Genomic DNA, 20,472 nt, shown 5'->3' with positions numbered 1-20,472 from the left:
CATGGTGAAGCTCTACGGACAGACGCTTTCGCGCCGGCAGGTCGCCGAACGCTCCGGCATGCTGTCGCAATTCGCCGGCGTGCGGCTGATGACGCTCGGCGACGGCGTCGAGCGCGGCATCCGCATGCTCGAATTCCGCACCGGCTCGGGCCTGCGCTTCACCGCGCTGGTCGACCGCGCGCTCGACATTGCCGATTGCGAGTACAAGGGTCAGGCGATCGGCTGGCACTCGCCGAGCGGTTTTCGCCATCCGGGCCTGCATGATTACGAAGGCGAGGACGGCTTTGCCTGGGGGCGGTCCTTCTCGGGTCTGCTGGTCACCTGCGGCCTCGACCACATTCTCGGCCGCAATGAGGTGCCTGCCGAAAACTACAATTATCCCGGACGCAAGACTGTAACGCATTCGCTGCATGGCCGCGTCGGCACCATTCCGGCGCGGCTCACCGGCTACGGCGAAAGCTGGGACGGCGACCGCTGCGTCTTGTGGGCGGAAGGCATCGTCCAGCAGGCCAGCGTGTTCGGCGAGGACCTGCATCTCATCCGCCGTATCGAGGCCGATGTCGGCGGCAGCGAGATCCGGCTCTCGGACCGCGTCGTCAATCACGGCTTCCGCCGCACGCCGCATATGTATTTCTACCACGTCAATGTCGGGCATCCGCTGCTCGACGAAGGCTCGCGCTACCTGGCGCCGATCCGCGACGTGGTCTGGGCCGCGCATGAAGGCGAGCGCTACGAAGCGCAGAAGGTCGGCTACCGCACCGCTCCGGCACCGCTGCCTGGCTTTAGCGAGCAGGTCTGGCAGCATGAGCTTGGCGCCGACACCAATGGCGAGGTGGCGGTCGCCGTCGTCAACGACCGGCTTGGCCTCGGCTTCGAGATCGTCACCCGCAAGGAGCAGTTGCCTTGTTGCTATGAGTGGCAGAATTTCCAGGCTGGGCAGTATGCGCTTGGCATCGAGCCCTCGACGCATCATGTGCTCGGCAATCTTGCCGCGCGCGAGCGCGGGGAAATGATCTGGCTGGAGCATGACGAAACCCGTGCCTATGACGCCGTGTTCCGCGTCCTCGACGGCAAGGATGCGATTGCCGATGCGGAACGCAGGATAGCGGCCATCGCCCGCCAGCCCGAGCAGGATTATCCTCAGCCCTCCGGCAAGTTTCCAAGACTGGCGGGCAGGGCATGAGCATGACGACTATCCATAGCAAGCCCTCCGGCCGGCGGACCGGATTTGATTGGAGGCCGATGTGACGATGGCAAAGAAGCGCGACTACAGCCTCGTCGGCGAAAGCACTCGGCTTGCGATCGAGACCGGGCTGGCCTCGGCCGAGTGGTACCATACCGACGTGCCGCGCAAGACCATGAAGGAATTGATGCAGCGCTCCGATGGGCCGGCGATCCGCGACACCATCATCTGGATTGTCGCGATCCTGGGCTCGGCGGCCGGCATCGTCTGGTTCTGGGGCACCTGGTGGGTTGTGCCGTTCATGTTCGTCTATGGCGTGCTCTACGGCTCGTCGAGCGACTCGCGCTGGCACGAATGCGGCCACGGCACCGCCTTCCGCACGCGCTGGATGAACGACGTCGTCTATCACATCGCTTCCTTCATGCTGATGCGCAATCCGGTGCAGTGGCGCTGGAGCCATGCGCGCCACCACACCGATACCATCATCGTCGGCCGCGACGCCGAGATCGCGGTGATGCGGCCGCCGGACCTTATCAAGGCGGCTTTGGCCTTCACCGGCATCCTCGACTTTCGCTATTCGCTGCCGACGCTGGTGCGCCAGGCCTTCGGCACATTGTCGGACGATGAGAAGAGCTACATCCCGGAGATGGAGCAGCACAAGGCGGTGACCGCGGCGCGCTGGCACATGGTCGTGTATGCCGCAACGATCGCTGTCGCGATCGCGCTTGGGTCATGGATACCGCTCGTATTGATCGGCCTGCCGCGCCTCTACGGCACCTGGCACATGGTGCTGACGGGATTGCTGCAGCACATCGGGCTGGCCGACAACGTCACCGACCATCGGCTGAACACGCGCACCGTCCACATGAACCCGATCAGCCGGTTCATCTACTGGAACATGAACTACCATGTGGAGCACCATATGTTCCCGATGGTTCCGTACCACGCGCTGCCGAAACTGCATGAATTGATCAAGCACGATCTGCCGGTGGCGAACCCGTCGATGTGGCACGCCTATCGCGAGGTCTGGCCGGTGCTGCTCAGGCAGCTGAGATATGAGGACTATTATCTCAAGCGCGAATTGCCGCCGACGGCCAAGCCCTATCGTGGCGAATTCCACGATCTCGACATAACGGCCGCGGCGGCCGAGTAGGCGCAGCTTAGACAAATTGGAGACAGACGATGGCGGAGTGGGTCGAAGCATGCGCGGTCGACGACGTGGACGAGGAGGATGTGATCCGCTTCGATCATGGCGGCCGCACCTTCGCGATCTACCGCTCACCGGAGAACGCGTTCTTCGCCACGGACGGCTTCTGCACGCATGAGAAGGCCCATCTCGCCGACGGGCTGGTGATGGACGACATCATCGAATGCCCCAAGCACAATGGCCGCTTCAACTACAAGACCGGCCAGGCCAACGGCGCGCCGGTCTGCGTCAACCTCAAGACCTATCCGGTCAGGGTCGAGGCCGGTAAGGTGATGATCGATATCGGCTGAAAGCCGTCAGACAAACAGGATGTACCGATGAGCCGAAAGAGACCGACCGTTGCCGACCTGCGCGCCATGAAGGGCAAGCGGCAGCTGACCATGCTGCGCGTGCTGACGCTGGAGGAAGCCGAGGCTGCCGAGCGGGCAGGGGTCGACATCGTCTCGGTGCCGCCGGAACTGGTTCTCAACCCGCAATATCGCGACGCCGCGCCCAGTCTCTTCACCATGCCGGGCGATAATTTCTTCGAGATCGGCACGGCCGATGATTTCGTGCGCTGGTCGTTCCGGCTCTACAAAGCCGGCGCCGATGCCGTCTATTGCAGCGCCGGCTACGCCACGATCAAGCGCATGGCCGACGACGCCATTCCGGTGATCGGCCATGTGGGCCTCATTCCTTCCCGCGCGACCTGGACCGGCGGCTTCAAGGCGGTCGGCAAGACAGCCGATACGGCCATGCAGGTGTTCGAGGCGGTCAAGCAGCTCGAGGCCGCCGGTGCGATCGGCGCCGAGATCGAGGTGGTGCCGGTGGAAGTGGCGAAGGCGATCTCGGAGCGTACTTCGCTCATCATGCTGTCGATGGGCGCGGGCACGGGCTGCGATGCGCAATATCTGTTCGCCGAAGATATCCTCGGCACCAATCGCGGTCACATGCCGCGCCACTCGAAAGTCTATCGCAACTTCGCCGCCGAATATGACCGGCTGCAGCAGGAGCGCATTGCGGCGTTTTCAGAATATGTCGCCGACGTCAACAGCGGCGCCTATCCCGAAGACAGGCATGTCGTGCATATGGATCCGAACGAGCTCACCCTTTTCATGAAGAAGGTGGACGCAAAGTCCTGATCCAGGAGTCGAAAACCGTCAGCCCGTTGCCGGGGGGCCTTGCCAGATTCCGCTGACAAGCACGGCATAAAGCGCTTCAGCGTCGATGCCGAGCGGCCTGTCTTCCTTGAGCGTGGCCACATGCGAGCGCACGGCCGCGTGGATCGCGCCGGTGGCCGGCGCGAGCGCCATGCCCTCGCGCAAGTCGATGGCCTGCGCCGCCGCCATCAGCTCGAAGGCGATCAGCCGCCGCCATAGCACGATCATCTCGGCGCATTTGGCGATGGCGAGCGGCGTCTGCGTGGCATGATCCTCGACGCCCTCGGACACGGGCAGGAAATCGAGCATCACCGGATTGGCCTTGTGGCGGATCGCGGCCAGGATCGCCGTCACCGTCTTCTGCAGCGGCACGAAGCCGGCAGAGGCACCGCCGACCGGCGACAGGTATTTCGGCAGCCCGTGGCGGGTCGAGCCGGTGAGCTGGATGAAGCGCGCGGCGGACGCTGCCGCGCATTGCGCGATCGCCAGGCCAAGCGTCTCGAAGGCAAGCGCCAGCGACGCGGTGTGGAAATTGCCGGTCGACATGACCAACTCATCCTCGGCAAGCACCAGCGGATTGTCGGCGGCGGCGTTGAGCTCGATCTCGACAGCCAGCCTGGCATGGTCGATCGCCTGGATCAGCGCGCCGTGGATCGAGGGCATGCAGCGGATCGACAGCAGGTCCTGGATGGTGGTGGGCGCCGGCGCCTCATCGCGCGCCAACAGGTCGCGCAGCGCCTTCGCCGCAAGCTGCTGGCAGGCGCCCGGGCGCGCCTGATGCTGGCGCGGATCGAGGATGGTGCGGTTGGCGCCAACGCCTTCCATTGTCAGCGCGCCGGCCTGCTGCTGCTGGTCGAGCGCCGACAGCGCTTCGGTCAGCGCCAGCGCCGCGGTCCCGACGGAAACCGCCGATGCATTGATCAGCGAGAGGCCGTCCTTCGGCGAGAGAGTGACGGGTGCAAGCCGCGCCATCATCAGCGCCTTGGCGGCAGGCATGCGGCGGCCCTGATATTCGGCTTCGCCATCGCCGATCAGCACGCGGGCGATCGCCGTCATCAGCAGAAGGTCGCCGGCGCCGATCGAGCCCAGCGACGGCATCACCGGATGCACGCCGGCATTGAGCGCCTCGACCAGCGCGGTGAAGACGCGCGGCGACAGGCCCGAACCGCCGGCGGCGAGCATCGCAAGGCGGGTAAACATCGCCGCCCGCACCACCGGAACCGGCAGGGCATCGCCGACGGCGGCGCTACGGCCCTCGATCAACTGGCGCTGGAAGGCGCCGGCGTCGCCTTCGACAGCCGTGACGAGATTGGCGCCGAGCCCGGTGTTCAGCCCGTAAATCTGCTGGCCGCCGGCCGCGGCGGCATCGAGAACCTGGCGAGCCTTGTCGAGCTTTTCGAGGACGGCAGGCGTGACCTCGACCTTGCAGGCGTTGCGCGCGGCGGCAACCACATCCTCGATGCTGACGCCGGCGCCGGTGAGAACGAGCGGGCTCATGCGAAGCGCAGCCTCTGGCCGATGCCGTTTTTGCCGGCCTTGGCGAGCATGGCCTTGCCGAGCGCGATGTCGGAGAGCGAGAGGCCGCGATGCCAGAACAGGATCGTCTCGCCATCGCTTTGCCGTCCGGCTTTGAGGCCGGCGGCGATCTGGCCGAGCTCGGCGTGCAGCGTCGCCTCGCTCAGCCGTCCCGTCTCGACATGGGCGCGCAGCGAGCCGAACTTGCCGCCCTTGCACTGGCCCCAGTCGTCGACGACGATTTTCTGCATGATATCGGTCAATGACAGCTCGACCGCGCTCATCGTGCCATAGGGCACGACCAGCGCGCCGCGCTTGATCCATTCGGTCTTGAGCAGCGGCTGCGGTTCCGGCAGCCGCGAGGCTTCGACGACGATGTCGGCGCCTTCGACGCAGCTTTTCCAGTCGGCCACGGCCATGACCGGCTTGCCGAGGTCGGCCGCCAGCCTCGCGACAAAGCTATCGCGGCTTTCGGGCCGGCGTGAGTGGACGCGGATCTCGTCGAAGTCGAAGAGATGGTCGAGCAGGCGCACGTTCCAATAGGCGGTGCCGCGCGCACCGATATGGCCGAGCACCTTTGACGACTTCTTCGCCAGATGCTTGGCGCTGATGGCGGTGACCGCGCCGGTGCGCATATCGGTGATGACGGTGGCGTCGAGGATGGCGCGCGGCGCGCCGGTGCGCGGATCGAAAAGGTTGAGGATGCCGAATTCCGACGGCAGGCCGTGCCTGTAGTTGTCGACAAAGTCGCCGACGATCTTCACGCCGGCGGCATCGAGCGGCGCCACATAGCCGCGCAGCACGTTGAAGTGGCCGTGGAAGGACGGGTCGGGCTCGAGATGGACCCGCGGCTCGATAACGGTCTGGCCGTTGCCCTGCGCGACGAGTCCGGCTTCGACGGCGCCGATGATCTCGGCGTCGGCCATGGCAAGCGCTTCGATGTCGAGAGCATTGAGGTAGTCGATGTAAATCGGCTTCATGCGTTTTCCTCGGCCACCCCGGGCTCATCCATAACAGGCGAGACGGCGACACGGAAGTTTGTTGGATAAGCTCTGGACTGGGCCGGCGCCACGGCGAAGTGTGCATGATCCTGCCGGCCAAAGCCGGCGCGGAGGTTTCGGGTCTGCGCGTGTCGCTTCGCTCCTTGCTCCGCCCTGGACGAGGTGAAGTGAGGCGCAGGCTTCTCCTTCTCCCCTTGTGGGAGGTGTCGCCGAAGGCGACGGATGAGGGGTGTTCCAGGGAATGCCAACGTCTCACTCCGCTGGAGCACCCCTCATCCGTCTCGGCGCTGCGCCGCCACCGCCCGGCCCTTCGCAGCTCAGGGCGTTCGAAGCTCGAAAAGCCAAGCAATTGCCTTTTCGTCCGCTCACGCGGACCGCTTCTCACCCCACAAGGGGAGAAGGAAGAAGCCGCGCTACACCGGCCGATAAACGTTCTCCGCCGTGTTCCAGAAGATATCCGCTTGCGCCGCCGCGCCATGCTTCGCCACCGCCGCGCGGTGCGCCTGGATAAGCTCGGCATGGCTGGTCCACAGCTTCTCGATCGGGAAGTTCGAGCCGAACATCAGCCGGTCGCTGCCGAGGATTTCGATCGCGTTGTCGACGATGTAGCCGATGAGCTCCGGATCGTTGCGGTGGACGAAGGTGCCGAGCCCCGACAGCTTGGCGTAGAAATTGGGCGCTGTCGAAAGCGTGCGCAGACCCGCCTTCCATGCTTCGGTGGTTTTCGGCTCCATGCTGGTCAGCATGCCGGCATGGGTGAGGATGAAATTCGTCTGGGGGTTTTCGCCAACCAGCGTCAGCCCGTCCTTCATCTGGGCCGGGAAAAGCTGCAGGTCGAAGGAGAGACTGTAGTCCTTCAATCGCGCCACATTGGCGCGCACTTTCGGTTCGATCACCTGGTCGGCCGAGGCGGCGAAGCGGAAGGCGGGCGTGTCATGCCAGTGGAGTTGCATGCGCACGCCGCGCAGCAGCTTGTATTTCATCAGCCGGTCGATCTGCGGGCGGACATCGTCGACCGTCATGTCGGCGTAGCCGACGATGGCATGCGGCCAGCCGGTTTCGTCGGCGGTGTTCTGCAGGAAGGCGACTTCCTTCTCGAAATCCTCCTTGGCCCAGTTGGTCTGGACGTAGACGGCCTTCTCGACGCCCGAGCCTTTCTGGTCCTCGAGAAACTCCGTGATCGGATAGTCGCGGCGGATCGGCTCGTAGGGGCCGAAGATGCGCGGCACCATCGGCCCGACCAGCCAGGGCTGGTCCTTCTGGCGCCAGATGTGGAAATGCGCGTCAATGGCTTTCTGCATCACGATATCCTTTTCCAGATGGAAGCGGCCGCCGGCGCAGGACGGGCGAGCGACAGGATGAAATCGGTCAGGCTTCTCTGCGACGAGCCGTCGACCAGATCGTCAAGCACCGGCAGGATGGCGCGGAGCGCCGACGTCGCCGGGCGGAAGCGCGGATCGCCGGCGAGCGGGCTCGCCAGCGACAGCCGGAAGGCGCGGGCGCTGAACCGCCGCATCGCGATCTCCAGTTCAGCATGGTCGCCGCGTTCCAAGCCATCGGACAGGATGACGACGCAGGCGCCGCGCGCGAAGGCGGAAAAGCGCGGCACCGACAGGAAGGCCAGCAAGGTCGGCCCCATGCGCGTGCCGCCGTCCCAATCGTCGACGAGCGCCGCAGCGCGGGCGAGCGCCTGTCCGCGGTCGCGGATGCGAAGCGCCGAGGTGACGCGGGTAAGGCGCGTGCCAAAGGTGAAGACTTCGGCGCGGTCCGCGCCTTGCACCGCCGCATGCGCCAGCTTGAGGTAGTCCGCGGTGTGCAGCTTCATCGATCCGGAGACATCGATGAGCAGAAGCAGTTTTCGCGAAATTGTTTGCCGGCGGCGCAGCAGCGGCGAGGGTATGTCGCCATCGGCGCTGACGATTTCACTGAGCGAGCGCCGGAGGTCGAGCGTGCCGCGCGAACGCGTGCGCGCGGTGCGGAAGGAACGGCGCGCGGGCAGGGCGGAGGCGAGCTTGCGGCGGAACTGGCCAAGACCATCGGGATCGGGCTGGAAATTGCGGCTGTTCAATTGCTCGAGCGCCGAGGACAGCTCGCCACCCTTCTCCTGGCGAGCGACCTGGTTCTCTTCCTCGCGCGTGCCGCGATCGTCCTTGACGCGGGTTTCGTCGTCGTCCTCGCCTTCGATCGAAGGCTTGGCGTCGCCGTAGAAATAGGTACGGAAATGCGCCTCGAATTCGCCGCGGCGATCGGGCGAGGGCGCCAGCGTTGCAAGCGCTGCTTCGCGGATGTCGTTCATCGAGCGCGGCCCGAGCAGGGTTACCGCTTGCATGAAGCTGGTGATCTGTTGCGGCGCGATGGCGAAGGCGTGACGGCGCAGCAACCTGGCGAAACCGAGGAAGGGCGCGGCGGCGCGAGGCAAGCTTTCCCCACGCATCATTCCTTCGCGCCCCCCTCTGTCCTGCCGGACATCTCCCCCACGAGGGGGGAGATTAGCAGCTTTGGCGCGCCGCTCGATTCTGCAACGCTGAAGATTGGCGAAAGCCGAGGCGACGTCTGATCTCCCCCCTTGTGGGGGAGATGTTCGGCAGGACAGAGGGGGGCGCTGTCCCGCCAGCGTTGCGGGATAGGCGGACGATGTCGATTCGTCGTTGGCTCGACTAGATAATCCATCACCCTAGCGCCTCCTCGACAATCCTCCCCAGTTCCGGCGCAATGGCAGTCAAATCCTCCTCGTCCTTGATCAGCACGCCGATGGCGCGGCGGAAGGCTTGCGGCCACGGGCTGCCGCCTTTTTCGAGGATGGTCGCAGCATTCGCCCATTCGACCGCTTCGGCGATGCCGGGCGGCTTGGCCAGGGGCCGCGCGCGGATCTCCTGCACGGCGTTGGCCACGGCACGTGCGGTGGCTTCCGCGACGTGGCCCGCGCGAAGCATGATGATCTCGGCCTCGCGCGCGGCGTCGGGATAGCCGATCCAATGATAGACGCAGCGGCGGCGCAGCGCCTCGGCCAGTTCGCGCGTGCGGTTGGAGGTGAGGATGACGATCGGCTGCGTGGCGGCACGGATCGTGCCGCGTTCCGGGATGCTGATCTGGAAGTCGGAGAGGAATTCGAGCAGCAGCGCCTCGAACTCATGGTCCGAACGATCGATCTCGTCGACCAGCAGCACACGCTCAACCGGTGCGCGCAACACCTGCAGCAGCGGCCGGGCGATCAGAAAACGGTCGTCATAGATGTCGATCTCATGCTCGCCGGCATGGCGGATGGCGAGCAGCTGGCGCTGGTAGTTCCACTCGTAGAGCGCATGCCCGGCATCGATGCCTTCATAGCATTGCAGCCGCACCAGCTCACGGCCAAGCAGTTCGGCCACCGCCTTGGCGGCCTCGGTTTTGCCGACGCCCGGCGCCCCTTCGAGCAGCAGCGGCTTGCCGAGGCGGATCGCCAGGAAGATCGCCGTCACAAGGCTATCGTCGGCCAGGTAGCGCGAAGCGGCAAGGCGCGCGGCTATCGCCTCCGGCGAAAACGCGACCGCAACGGCGTCGGCGCTGGTCATCTTCCCGCTCAGCCCGCCGCCTGCGCCTTCAACGCGCGCAGGATGCGCTCGGGCGTGATCGGCAACGTGTCGATGCGTACGCCGACAGCGTCGAAGACGGCATTGGCGACGGCCGGGATCTGCGGGTTGGCGCACATTTCGCCCGGACCCTTGGCGCCGAACGGCCCATCGGCGGAAGGCCGCTCCAAGACGATGATCTCGGTCTCGGCCAGGTCGCCGGGGCCCGGCATCAGATACTGGTTGAAGTCGGTGCCGCCATGGTCGCGGCTCGGATAATAAGGTTCGGTCGTCTCGTAGAGCGCATGGCTGATGCCCATCCACGAGCCGCCGACCAATTGCTGCTCGACCATTTTCGGGTTGAGCGCACGTCCGATCTCGAAGACGTTCTTCACGGTAAGAACCGTCACTTCGCCCGTCTCGTCGTCGACCTCGACCTCGGCCACCGTGCAGGCATGGGCGTAACAGGTCGACGGCTTCATCGCGCCGGTCTCCTTCTCCGGATAGGAGCGCGGAATGAGGAACATGCCGCGGCCGGAGATCGAGCGGCCGCGCTTGAAATGCGCCGACAGCGCGACATCGAAGATCGAGATCGATTTCTGCGGCGCGCCCTTCACCTGGATGTTGCCCTCACCGTCGGTCTCGAGGTCGGAGGCGTTCACCTCCAGCTCCTCGGCGGCCACTTCCAGCATCACCTGGCGGGCTTCCTTGGCCGCCTGGATGACGGCATTGCCGGCGCGGTGCGTGCCGCGCGAGGCGAAGGTGCCCATGCAGTGCGGGCCGGTGTCGGTGTCGGCGGTGTCGATGACGACGCGGTCGGTCGGCACGCCGATCGTCTCGGCGCAGATCTGCGCCATGATCTGCTTCATGCCTTGGCCCAGATCGACGCTGGACAGCGTCACCATGAAATTGCCGGTCGGCGTCGAATGGACCAGCGCCTGCGTCGGGTCCCCGCCGAGGTTCATGCCGGTCGGATAGTTGATCGCGGCGACGCCGCGTCCACGCCGGATCGCCATCTCAGGCTCCCTTCCTGTAGGAGGACATCGCCATGTACTTTTCCGCCACCGGCCAGTTGGCGACGCGCGAGGCTTCCTGCATGCATTCGATCAGAGCGGCGCCCTCGGTCGGCTGGCGATGCGCCTTCATGTCGCCGTCGCGATAGGCGTTGACGAAGCGAAATTCGAGCGGGTCCATGCCGATCAGCCGCGCCAGCTTGTCCATCTGCACCTCGAGCGCGAAGTCGCCGATGGTGACGCCGAAGCCGCGCATGGCCGACGAAGGGGTACGGTTGGTGTAGACGCAATAGGTGTCGATCCAGACATTCGGGATCGTATAGGGACCGGGATAGTGAGCGGCGCCCTTCTGCGCGCCATAGGGCGAGTGGCGCGAATAGGCGCCGGCGTCGGTGTAGCCGGTCACCTTGCGCGCGACGATGCGGCCGTTCTCCATCACGCCGTCCTTGATGATCACCTTCTCGGCCGCGCGCGGCGAGGAGATCTGCATCTCCTCCTCGCGGCTGTAGATAAAACAGACCGGGCGTCCGGTTAGCTTGGCCGCGAGGATAGCGATCGGCTCGACGATGACGTCGACCTTGCCACCAAAACCGCCGCCGACTGTGCCGCCGACGAAATGCAGTTTCGAGCCCGGCATCTGCAGGATGATCGAGGTGTTGTCGAGCGTGAAGAACATCGCCTGCGTGTTGGTGTAGCAGGTGAAGCGGTCATTGCCTTCCGGCGCCACCACGCAGCCCGTGGTTTCGGTCGGCGCGTGCTCGATCGGCGAGGACTGGTATGACTGTTCGAGGATGTGGTCGGCCTGGGCAAAGCCTGCCTCGACATCGCCGAAGCGCACCTTGCGGCACTCGCCGCTGTCATAGAGATAGTAATTCTGGCCGTGATATTCGTTGACCAAAGGCGCGCCGGGCTTCAGCGCCTCCTCCATGTCGAAGACCGCCGGGAGCACCTCGTAGTCGACCTTCACCTTGGCGGCGGCTTCCTGCGCCGCGCGCTCGGTCTCGGCCAGCACCGCCACCACGGCCTCGCCCTTCCAGCGGACCTTGCCGTCGGCGAGCACGGTTTCATCTTCCGGCCCGATCTGGATCAGGATCAGGATGGTGTAGACATTGTGCGGCACATCCTTGGCGGTCAGCACGCGCACCACGCCCGGATGCTTCTCCGCTTCGGACGTGTCGATCGAGCGGATGCGGGCATGGTGGTGCGGGCTGCGCACCATCTTCAGATGCAGCATGCCCGGGAAGTTTCGGTCGGCGAAATAAGCGGTCTTGCCGGTGACGTGTCCCGGCGAGTCGAGCCGCGGGCGGCCCTGGCCGATCTCATGCAGGCCATCCTTGCGGACATCGGCGAAATAATCCTTGCGCAGTTGCATGGCTCGTTCCCTCAGGCGGCGTTCTGCGAGTTGGCGCGCGCGGCGGCGAGCACCGCCTGGATGATCGGCTCGTAGCCGGTGCAGCGGCAGATGTTGCCGGACAGCGCCTCGACCACATCCTCGCGGCTGGGGTTGGGCGTGCGGTCGAGCAGCACTTTCGCGGCCATGATCATGCCCGGCGTGCAGAAGCCGCATTGCGTGGCGAAGGCATCGAGGAAGGCGCGCTGCAGCGGATGCAGTACACCGCTTTCGGCGAGACCGGCGGTCGTCCTGATGTCGGCGCCGCCGCAGGTTTCGGCCAGCGTCAGGCAGGAGAGCCTGAGTTCTCCGTCGATGATGACCGAGCAGGCGCCGCAGGTGCCTTGGTGGCAACCGCCCTTGGGCGAGGTGTCGCCGATCTTGTCGCGCAGCGCGTGGAGCAGCGTCGTGCTGCTTTCGACGAACTCGGCTTTTTCGGAGCCGTTGAGTGTGAATTGAACAGGTACTTTTGCCATTTTTCCTCCCTGCGCGCCTGCCCGGACCGGCCGGACAGACGCGCGTCCCCCACGGATATTAGTCAAGCAGCAGCCGGCCGAGATGGACCGGCAGAACCTCGGCGCGATACCAGGCGCTGGCGATCGGGTCGGTGATCGGCGCGATGCCTTCGCTCGCGGCGGCCAGGGCCGACGCGATCTCCCGCGGCGTGAGCTTGCAGCCGAGCAGCGCCTTTTCGGCCGCCAAAGCGCGCATTGGACGATCGGCCATGCAGCCCAGCGCGATGCGAGCCGAGGTCACCGCGCCGTCCGACGCGAGCTCCAGAAGCGCGGCGATGCTCAGCACCGACACACCCTTGGGCTTGACCCGCGATACTTTCAGGAAGCGGAAGCTCTCGGCTTTGGGCAACGAAAAGCGGACACTGGTGACGATGACGCGGCTGGTGTTACGATCGGCCAAAAAAGCCTCGACCGGCAGTTCGCCGTCTTCGGTGACGACGGTCGCGTCCAGCGCCAGCAGCGCGACGGCGAAATCGCCGTAAGGGGCAGGGGCGAACAGATTGCCGCCAACGGTCGCCATGTTGCGGATCGCCGGTCCGCCGACGGCGCGCGCGGCCGGCGCGAGCGCGGCAAGCTCGGGATGGCGGGCAATCGCGGCCATGGTGACCGAAGCGCCGAGCCGGACCTTGCCGCCGGAAACCGCGATCTGCGAGAGGCCTGGATCGGTGACGCGGATCAGGCTGGAGACGGAAACGTCGCCTTCATTGGCGGCGCGGACCATCAGCGTGCCGCCGCCAAGATAACGCGTGCCGGCCGCCTGCAAGGCGGCATTGGCGTCTTTCACGCTCGAAAAAGTCTGCAGCATAAGCGACATGGCGCGCTCCCGTCAGCTCTGGCCGGCGAAATGGGCCTTCAGGGCGTTGAAACCGCCCTGGAAGACGTTGGCGCCCATGCCTTCGGCCAGCTTGTCGGCCTCCTCGGGCGCGGCGTCGAAGCTCGCTGTCCATTCGGCATAGGTGCGGTTGCCGTCGGTGACGCGCCGCAACTGCAGCATCGCCTTGTGATTGGTGAGCGGCTGCGGCGTCTCGAGGATCGAATAGCTGACCAGGAAGTTCTCATCCGAGAAATCCAGCAGCTTCTCGCGCAGCCGCGCGCCGCTGACCAGTTGGAAGTTGCGCACGCAGCCGATCGTGGTGGCGTCCTTGCCGTCCTCGATATGGCTTTCCACCATGCGCGGATGCCAATTGGGCAAACCGTTGAAGTCGCGGATGCGCGCCCAGACCTGCTCGACCGGCGCGTCGATGACGCTGGAGACGGTGACTTTCGCCATAGACTGGTCCTCTTGCAAAGATCGGGAGCAGGCTAGAGCGGCGGACGGGCCTGCGCTTATCAATGCGTCTTGAAGGCGTATCAACCAGTCGGAAAAACAGGCACGTCGAGTCGTTGTTTGATGCCTGTCGTTATCCCAATCCCAGAACCGCTGCACACTTCTGGGCGACAGGCATTAGGCCGTCGCCCGCGCGGCTTCACGATAGAGTGTCGGCGGCACCCCGACATGGTCGCGGAAGAAGCGCGAGAAATTGCCCTGGGTGGTGAAGCCGAGATTGCAGGCGACCGAGATCAGCGGTTCCTGCGACCACTGCAGCTGGCGCACGGCCTCCTCCATGCGCAGCGTGTTCCAGTAGACGTTCGGCGTCAGGTTGGTCTGTTCCTTGAAGAGCGCGAAGAAATGCGGCCGGGAGAGCCCGACCGAACGGGCGACGTCGTCGAAGGAGATGCGCTCGCAGACATTGGCCTTCATCAACTGGATCGCCTTGCGGACACGGAAATCGAGCATCGTGTTGATGCGTGCGCGGGCTATCTGTGGTGCGGATGCATCGGCCGCGTCGAGAACGCTGTCGATGAAACGCTCGATCTCGTAATTGGCGACGTCGTCGATGCTCTCATTGTCGGCCAGGTGATCGAGCAGGTTCGCCGCCGCCTGGTGCAGCCAGGGCTCCAGTGTGATCGCGGCTTGCGTGAACAGCGGCGCGGAGGAGGGCAGGTCGCGGCGCCGGCGCGCCCAATCCGGATCGATGTAGAAGGCCAGGAACAGGCCGGGCTTGCCGTCGTGGGAAAGCGCGTGGCTGTGCGGCTGGAACGAATTGATGCCGGCCGCGGTGCCCGGTCCAAGCCGCACCGTCTCGCGGCCGATGGTCATTTCACCGGCGGTGCCTTCCAGCCAGATGATGAGATGCGCCTCGCCATGGGCATGGGTGACGAAGTCGTTGGCGACATTCAGCACGGAAACATGTCCGAACCGGCCCCAATAGAGCCTGATCGCGTCCGTCATGGGTATCGTTCCTCCCGCAGGCGACTGGCCTCCCTTCGCCTGCCGGGGAATTGTGCGGCTGACTTTGCGGTTGCGTCAAGGCGCGCAGGAATGGTGGCCACCTCGCATCGCCCGTCCGGACCCGATTTTCAGACTGGGCGATAGGCGCGTTCCCTTCTCCCCTTGTGGGAGAAGGTGTCGCCGCAGGCGACGGATGAGGGGTGCTCCAGGGAAAACCAGCGTCTCACTCCGCTGGAACCCCCCTCATCCGTCTCGGCGCTATCGCGCCGATCCACCTTCTCCCACAAGGGGAGAAGGGGAAGCTAATCACTACGCCTGAAATTGCGGATGCGATCGAACAGCACCGCCAGGATGATCGCGCCACCGATGAAGGTGCCTTGCCAGAAGGCGTTGATGCCGAGCAGGCCGAGGCTGTTGCGGATCACCTCGATGAGGGCGGCGCCGACGATGGCGCCGAGCGCGGTGCCGACGCCGCCGGCGAGATTGGCGCCGCCGATGACCGTGGCGGCAATCACCTGGAGCTCCATGCCATTGCCGAGATTGGTGGTGACGGCGCCCAGCCATCCGGTTTGGATGATGCCGGCAAGCCCTGCCGACAGCGCCGAGATCATGTAGACGACGACCTTGATCTGCTTGACGGGAACACCGGTCAGCGTCGCCGCATGCTCATTGCCGCCGATGGCGAAGATGTGCCGGCCGAACTTGGTCCAGCGCAGGATGAAGCCGGTGATCCCCGCCAGGAGGATCATGTAGAGCACCGGATTGGCGATGCCGAAAAGCCAGGCGCCGCCGCCCAGTGCCAGAAGCTTCTGGTGGTCCGGCCCGAACTGGAAGACCACGGTGTTGTTCGAGGCGACCATGGCAAGGCTGCGCGCCACCGACAGCATGCCGAGCGTGACCACGAAAGGCGGGAAGCCGAGATAGGCGATGAGCAGGCCGTTGAAGGCGCCGATCGCAAGCGCGGTGGCGATCGAGGCCAGGATGCCCACTTCGATCGAATAGCCGGCATGCATGGTGACGGCGAGCACCATCGAGGAAAGGCAAAGCACCGAGCCGACCGAAAGGTCGATGCCGCCGGTGATGATGACGAAGGTCATGCCTAGCGCGACGATGGCGACGAAGGTGATGTTGCGCGTGATGTTGAAGATGTTCTTCGACGTGGCGAAGGAATCGGTGGCGACGGACAGGAACAGGCAGGCGAGGATGACCGCGATCACCACCCAGAAAGTCTGGTTGGCAAAGAGCCGCGACAGGAAGGTGTGCTGCTTCTGCGCGATCGTCTGGTCAAGTGTGACTGCCATTATCGATCTTTCCTGAAGCGTGGACGCCCGATCCACGCGACTACGCAACCTGTTCGATGGCGCCGGTAATCAACCCGGTGACTTCCTCGGGCGAGCTCGAGGCGATTTTCTTGTCGGCCACCTTCCGGCCGCGCCGCATGACGATAACACGGTCGGCGACGTCGAACACGTCGGGCATGCGGTGGCTGATCAGCACCACGGCGATGCCCTGATCGCGCAGGTGGCGGATGAGATTGAGCACTTCGGCGACCTGCCTGACCGAAATCGCCGCCGTCGGCTCATCCATCAGCACGATCTTGGCCTGCGACAGCATGGTGCGGGCAATCGCCACCGCCTGGCGCTGGCCACCCGACATCTGCTTGACGAGGTCGCGCGGCCGCGTCTCGGATTTCAGCTCGGCAAAGAGCTGGCCGGCGCGCTTGTACATCGCGCCATAGTCGAGAATGCGCAGCGGACCGAAGCCGCGGCGCAGCTCGCGGCCCAGATAGACATTGGCCGCGGCGGTCAGGTTGTTGCAGAGCGCGAGGTCCTGGTGGACGATCTCGATGCCGTGCTGGCGCGCATCCGCAGGCTTGTGCAGGACAAGGTCCTTGCCGTCCAGCCGCATGGTGCCGTGGCTCGGGTGGAAATTGCCAGCAATCATCTTCACCAGCGTCGACTTGCCAGCGCCGTTATCGCCCATCAGGCCGACGACTTCGCCGGCTTCCAGCGAAAACGATACATCGTTGACCGCCTGGATGGCGCCGAAATGCTTCGAGATGTTGGCGAGTTCCAGAACCGACACCAGCCTTAAGCCTCCCCTTATTGGCGCAACTGGCCACCGAACCCGCCGGCGCCGCTTGCGTCCTTGTCCCGTCCATCTCCTCCGGAACGGTGCATCCGCGCATTTAGGCAAAAGCGGACGGGGGCGTCAATCAATTGTCTGACGATTAATTTCGAGACTCGACGAAAAATCCGTTTTGTAGGACAAATAGCAATTGACGCTGGCGAAAAGCCGATATTAGCTAAGCTTCGGAACAAGACTTTGCCAATCGTCCGTCTATTCGGCGGAGGCAGGCAGATGGTTTGAGAATAAAGGATTCGGCTGCATCGGTATTCGGGCGGACGGATCGGCAAATGCTTATCAGCCCGGCGCGGGGCGCGAACATCATGAGATGCTCGTCGTGGTTCTTGTGTATCCGGGTTGATCAGTGTGGCGGGCACGCGGTGTCCGTCTGTTTCAAGGGAGGACTGATATGAGGAAAACACTTTTGCTTGCCGCCGTCGCCGCAATGGCGTTGGGCGCCGGGCCGGCTTTGGCCAAGAAGCAGCTCGTCATCGTTGTGAAGGGTCTCGACAATCCGTTCTTCGAAGCCATCCATCAGGGCTGCGAGAAGTGGAACAAGGAAAACGCCAGCTCGGAATATGAATGCTTCTACACCGGCCCGGCATCGACTTCCGACGAGGCCGGCGAGGCGCAGATCGTGCAAGATATGCTGAGCAAGCCAGACACGGTGGCGATGGCGATCTCGCCGTCGAACGCGCCGCTGATCGCGCAGACGATCAAGAGCGCCAATCCGTCGATCCCGATCATGACGGTCGACGCCGACCTTGCCAAGGAAGACGCCGCCCTTCGCAAGACCTATCTCGGCACCGACAACTACCTGATGGGCAAGAAGATCGGCGAGTACATCAAGAAGGCCAAGCCGAATGGCGGCACGATCTGCACGATCGAGGGCAATCCGGCGGCCGACAACATCCTGCGCCGCGCGCAAGGCATGCGCGATGCGCTGACCGGGAAGGAAGGTCTTGCGGCACTTGCCGGCGAAGGCGGCTGGACCGAAGCTCCCGGCTGCCCGGTGTTCACCAATGACGACGGCGCCAAGGGCGTGCAGGCGATGACCGACATCCTCGCCGCCAACCCGAAGCTCGACGCCTTCGGCATCATGGGCGGCTGGCCGCTGTTCGGCGCCCCGCAGCCCTATCGCGACCTGTTCAAGCCGATGGCCGACAAGATCGCCAAGAACGAGTTCGTCATCGGCGCCGCCGACACGATCGGCGACGAGGTGGCGATCGCCAAGGAAGGCCTGGTGACCGCGCTGGTCGGCCAGCGGCCGTTCGAAATGGGCTACAAGGCGCCTTCGGTGATGCTCGACCTCGTCGGCGGCAAGAAGGTCGACGATCCGGTCTTCACCGGCCTCGACGAATGCACCAAGGAAACGGCCGACACCTGCATCCAGAAGTAGGCGCAGGTCGCATCCATAACCAATACAACAGGGGCGCCGCGAGGCGCCCCTGACTTTTGTGCTCTTGATGAAGGGCGCTTTCGTCTCAGATCTTCTGCTTCACGCCGTCCTTCGAAGGCATCAGGTCGACGCCATTGAGCTTGCCGATATGCGTGGCGAGCATCGGCACATACTGTTCCGTGGGACCGGCGGCGAAGGCTGTCGCAAAGGAATTCTTGGTCGCGTTGCCCAGAGGGTTGGCGATGCCGGCCGCGCCCGCCATCGATTCCAGATAGGTCAGGTCCTTGAAGGCATTGGCGATGGTGAACTTGTGCGCGTCGCGGTCGCCCTCCAGCGTCCAGCGCATGAAGGTCTGGTAGAAGCCGCAATCCATGCGGCCGTTGCGAATGACGCTGTCGAAGCGCGGCGGCGAGATGCCGACCTTCTCGGCCAGCGCCAGCGCCTCGGAATAGATCGCGGCGTAGCCCAGCGAGATGAAGTTGTTGAGCAGCTTCATGCGGTGGCCGTCGCCGGTATCGCCGATATGGACGATACGGCCGGCCCAGGTCTCGAGCACCGGCTTCAGCCTGGCGAACACGGCGTCCGGCGCGCCGACCATGGCGTCGAGCGTGCCTTCCCAGGCCTCCTTCGGCGTGCGGCTGAGCGGCGCATCGACATAGTCGACGCCGAGCGCCTTGAGTTCGGCGGCCAGGGCCACGGTCGAGACCGGATCGGAGGTCGAGCAATCGACGACGACCGAGCCTTGCTTCAGGCCCCCCTTCAATCCGCCGGCGCCGCGGATGATCGCCTCCACCTCGCGCGAGCCGGTGACGCAGATGAAGACGATGTCGGAGGCCGCGGCCACGTCCTTGGACGTGGCAACCTCCGTGGCGCCGCGTCCGGCCAAGTCTTCCGCCGGCTTGCGGTTCTTGCGACCGAGGAAAGTCAGCGGATAGCCCTTGTCGACGATGTTCTTGGCGATGCCGTGCCCCATCAGGCCCAGGCCGATGAAACCGATGTTCTCGCGGGCAGCGGTGGTGCTCATGTCGTCTCTTCCCTGTCTTTCATGGTGATGGGCGGCCCGCGCGGCGGGCGATTGTCGAGAAGGTTTCCGCGGATCGCGGGTGGCGGGCGATCGCAGAATGCCATATTGTCTGACAATACACATAATTACCTAGCATTGTGGAGAGCAAAATGACGAAGCGGATCATGTTCACCGGCGGCAGCGGCAAGGCTGGCCGGCATGTCGTGGAATATCTGGTCGAACATGGCTGCCAGGTGCTCAACATCGACACCAAGCCGCTCGACAATCCGAAGGTGCGCACCTTGATCACCGACATCACCGACAGCGGCCAGGTTTTCAACGCGCTGTCGAGCTATATGGGCCTGCACGAGTTCGACCCGTCGCTGAGGGCGCAGCCGGTCGACGCCGTGGTGCATTTCGCGGCGATCCCGCGCATCATGATCACGCCGGACAACGAGGTGTTCCGCATCAATGCGATGGGCACCTACAATGTTATCGAGGCGGCGGTGAAGCTCGGCATCCGCAAGGTTATTATCGCTTCCAGCGAGACGACCTACGGTCTTGTCTTCGCCAACGAGCCACGCAATCCGACGCATTTCCCGCTCGACGAGGATTATGACGTCGACCCGATGGACTCCTATGCGCTGTCGAAGATCGTCAATGAGAAGACCGCGCGGGCCTTCGCTTTGCGCAGCGGCTTCGACATCTATGCGCTGCGCATCGGCAATGTCATCGAGCCGCATGAATATTCGCTATTCCCGAAATGGTTCGCCGATCCCGGTTTCCGCAAGCGCATCGCCTGGAGCTATATCGATGCGCGCGATCTCGGCCAGATTACCTTGCGCGCCATCGAGAAGGACGGCCTGGGCTATCAGGTGTTCAACGCGGCCAACGACGACACCTCGTCGGACCTGCCGACGGCGGAGCTGTTGAAGCGCTTTTATCCGGGCGTGCCGGTCAAGGCCGAACTTGGCGAATATGAGACGCTGCTTTCGAACCGCAAGGCGCGCGATGTGCTTGGCTTCCGGCCCGAGCACAGCTGGCGCAAATACGTCAAGACGGCGTGAGCCGGCGGCAAATGCCGGTTGATCTGTGCACATCCTCGCGCATTGCGGCAAAGCGGGCTTGCCGTGCTTGACAGCTTCTGAAAACGGGATTTT

20 protein-coding genes are annotated in these 20,472 nt (G+C 64.5%); 6 read left to right on the top strand and 14 right to left on the bottom strand.

What is annotated here, in order from left to right; genetic code table 11:
* The first annotated feature begins 1 nt into the window (after nucleotide 1).
* The 4 genes from FJ425_RS26780 to FJ425_RS26765 all read left to right on the top strand — a co-directional run bounded on the left by FJ425_RS26780 (nucleotide 2) and on the right by FJ425_RS26765 (nucleotide 3,511).
* Nucleotides 2-1,183, top strand: coding sequence for an aldose 1-epimerase family protein (locus tag FJ425_RS26780; RefSeq protein ID WP_140727179.1), 1,182 nt, complete (start codon nucleotides 2-4; stop codon nucleotides 1,181-1,183).
* A gap of 67 nt (nucleotides 1,184-1,250) precedes the next feature.
* Nucleotides 1,251-2,336: a fatty acid desaturase family protein gene (locus FJ425_RS26775; protein ID WP_140727209.1), complete on the top strand. Its 1,086-nt coding sequence runs from the start codon at nucleotides 1,251-1,253 to the stop codon at nucleotides 2,334-2,336.
* A gap of 29 nt (nucleotides 2,337-2,365) precedes the next feature.
* A complete protein-coding gene (locus FJ425_RS26770) occupies nucleotides 2,366-2,680 on the top strand; it encodes a MocE family 2Fe-2S type ferredoxin (RefSeq protein WP_140727176.1) in 315 nt (104 codons plus the stop codon).
* A gap of 27 nt (nucleotides 2,681-2,707) precedes the next feature.
* Nucleotides 2,708-3,511: a 3-methyl-2-oxobutanoate hydroxymethyltransferase gene (locus FJ425_RS26765; protein WP_140727173.1), complete on the top strand. Its 804-nt coding sequence runs from the start codon at nucleotides 2,708-2,710 to the stop codon at nucleotides 3,509-3,511.
* An 18-nt stretch (nucleotides 3,512-3,529) separates the two neighbouring features.
* Here FJ425_RS26765 and hutH read toward each other — a convergent pair whose 3' ends face one another.
* The 13 genes from hutH to FJ425_RS26690 all read right to left on the bottom strand — a co-directional run bounded on the left by hutH (nucleotide 3,530) and on the right by FJ425_RS26690 (nucleotide 16,868).
* Complete coding sequence (hutH, locus tag FJ425_RS26760; RefSeq protein ID WP_140727170.1) at nucleotides 3,530-5,026, bottom strand: histidine ammonia-lyase; 1,497 nt, start codon at nucleotides 5,024-5,026, stop codon at nucleotides 3,530-3,532.
* Nucleotides 5,023-6,024, bottom strand: coding sequence for an ornithine cyclodeaminase family protein (locus tag FJ425_RS26755; protein WP_140727168.1), 1,002 nt, complete (start codon nucleotides 6,022-6,024; stop codon nucleotides 5,023-5,025). The genes hutH and FJ425_RS26755 overlap by 4 nt, the downstream gene beginning before the upstream one ends.
* Nucleotides 6,025-6,458: 434 nt before the next feature.
* Complete coding sequence (locus FJ425_RS26745) at nucleotides 6,459-7,346, bottom strand: amidohydrolase (protein WP_181176061.1); 888 nt, start codon at nucleotides 7,344-7,346, stop codon at nucleotides 6,459-6,461.
* Nucleotides 7,346-8,482: a VWA domain-containing protein gene (locus FJ425_RS26740; RefSeq protein WP_140727158.1), complete on the bottom strand. Its 1,137-nt coding sequence runs from the start codon at nucleotides 8,480-8,482 to the stop codon at nucleotides 7,346-7,348. The genes FJ425_RS26745 and FJ425_RS26740 overlap by 1 nt, the downstream gene beginning before the upstream one ends.
* A 232-nt stretch (nucleotides 8,483-8,714) precedes the next feature.
* Nucleotides 8,715-9,596, bottom strand: coding sequence for a MoxR family ATPase (locus FJ425_RS26730; protein WP_140727155.1), 882 nt, complete (start codon nucleotides 9,594-9,596; stop codon nucleotides 8,715-8,717).
* Between the two features lie 8 nt (nucleotides 9,597-9,604).
* On the bottom strand, nucleotides 9,605-10,609 hold the full coding sequence (locus FJ425_RS32420; protein ID WP_140727152.1) for a molybdopterin cofactor-binding domain-containing protein: 1,005 nt from the start codon (nucleotides 10,607-10,609) through the stop codon (nucleotides 9,605-9,607).
* Nucleotide 10,610: 1 nt separating this feature from the next.
* Nucleotides 10,611-11,978: a xanthine dehydrogenase family protein molybdopterin-binding subunit gene (locus FJ425_RS32415; protein ID WP_140727149.1), complete on the bottom strand. Its 1,368-nt coding sequence runs from the start codon at nucleotides 11,976-11,978 to the stop codon at nucleotides 10,611-10,613.
* 11 nt (nucleotides 11,979-11,989) lie between these two features.
* On the bottom strand, nucleotides 11,990-12,472 hold the full coding sequence (locus FJ425_RS26715) for a (2Fe-2S)-binding protein (RefSeq protein WP_140727146.1): 483 nt from the start codon (nucleotides 12,470-12,472) through the stop codon (nucleotides 11,990-11,992).
* A 58-nt stretch (nucleotides 12,473-12,530) separates the two neighbouring features.
* Nucleotides 12,531-13,325, bottom strand: coding sequence for an FAD binding domain-containing protein (locus FJ425_RS26710; RefSeq protein ID WP_140727144.1), 795 nt, complete (start codon nucleotides 13,323-13,325; stop codon nucleotides 12,531-12,533).
* Nucleotides 13,326-13,337: 12 nt separating this feature from the next.
* The gene (locus FJ425_RS26705) at nucleotides 13,338-13,781 is read right to left on the bottom strand and encodes an SRPBCC family protein (protein WP_140727141.1); all 444 of its coding nucleotides are present in this window, start codon (nucleotides 13,779-13,781) and stop codon (nucleotides 13,338-13,340) included.
* A 174-nt stretch (nucleotides 13,782-13,955) separates the two neighbouring features.
* Nucleotides 13,956-14,783 (bottom strand): AraC family transcriptional regulator, encoded by an 828-nt coding sequence (locus FJ425_RS26700; RefSeq protein ID WP_140727138.1) that lies wholly within the window; start codon nucleotides 14,781-14,783, stop codon nucleotides 13,956-13,958.
* A gap of 302 nt (nucleotides 14,784-15,085) precedes the next feature.
* Complete coding sequence (locus tag FJ425_RS26695) at nucleotides 15,086-16,084, bottom strand: ABC transporter permease (protein WP_140727135.1); 999 nt, start codon at nucleotides 16,082-16,084, stop codon at nucleotides 15,086-15,088.
* A gap of 40 nt (nucleotides 16,085-16,124) precedes the next feature.
* The gene (locus FJ425_RS26690) at nucleotides 16,125-16,868 is read right to left on the bottom strand and encodes an ATP-binding cassette domain-containing protein (RefSeq protein ID WP_140544422.1); all 744 of its coding nucleotides are present in this window, start codon (nucleotides 16,866-16,868) and stop codon (nucleotides 16,125-16,127) included.
* Between the two features lie 451 nt (nucleotides 16,869-17,319).
* Here FJ425_RS26690 and FJ425_RS26685 point away from each other — a divergent pair, with 451 nt between their 5' ends.
* The gene (locus FJ425_RS26685) at nucleotides 17,320-18,309 is read left to right on the top strand and encodes a sugar-binding protein (RefSeq protein ID WP_140630695.1); all 990 of its coding nucleotides are present in this window, start codon (nucleotides 17,320-17,322) and stop codon (nucleotides 18,307-18,309) included.
* Nucleotides 18,310-18,394: 85 nt separating this feature from the next.
* Here FJ425_RS26685 and FJ425_RS26680 read toward each other — a convergent pair whose 3' ends face one another.
* Entirely contained in the window at nucleotides 18,395-19,456 is a 1,062-nt protein-coding gene (locus tag FJ425_RS26680) for an NAD(P)-dependent oxidoreductase (protein ID WP_281407522.1), read from the bottom strand.
* Between the two features lie 26 nt (nucleotides 19,457-19,482).
* On the opposite strand from FJ425_RS26680, the gene FJ425_RS26675 reads away from it, so the two are divergent.
* Nucleotides 19,483-20,379, top strand: a complete 897-nt coding sequence (locus tag FJ425_RS26675; RefSeq protein WP_140630702.1) for an NAD(P)-dependent oxidoreductase — start codon at nucleotides 19,483-19,485, stop codon at nucleotides 20,377-20,379.
* The last annotated feature ends 93 nt before the right edge of the window (nucleotides 20,380-20,472 follow it).

Origin of the sequence: Mesorhizobium sp. B2-7-2, assembly GCF_006440775.1 — a bacterium.
Classification (GTDB): domain Bacteria; phylum Pseudomonadota; class Alphaproteobacteria; order Rhizobiales; family Rhizobiaceae; genus Mesorhizobium.
The sequence above is the reverse complement of the archived record's forward strand: the minus strand, read 5'-3'. Positions and strand labels throughout refer to the sequence as shown.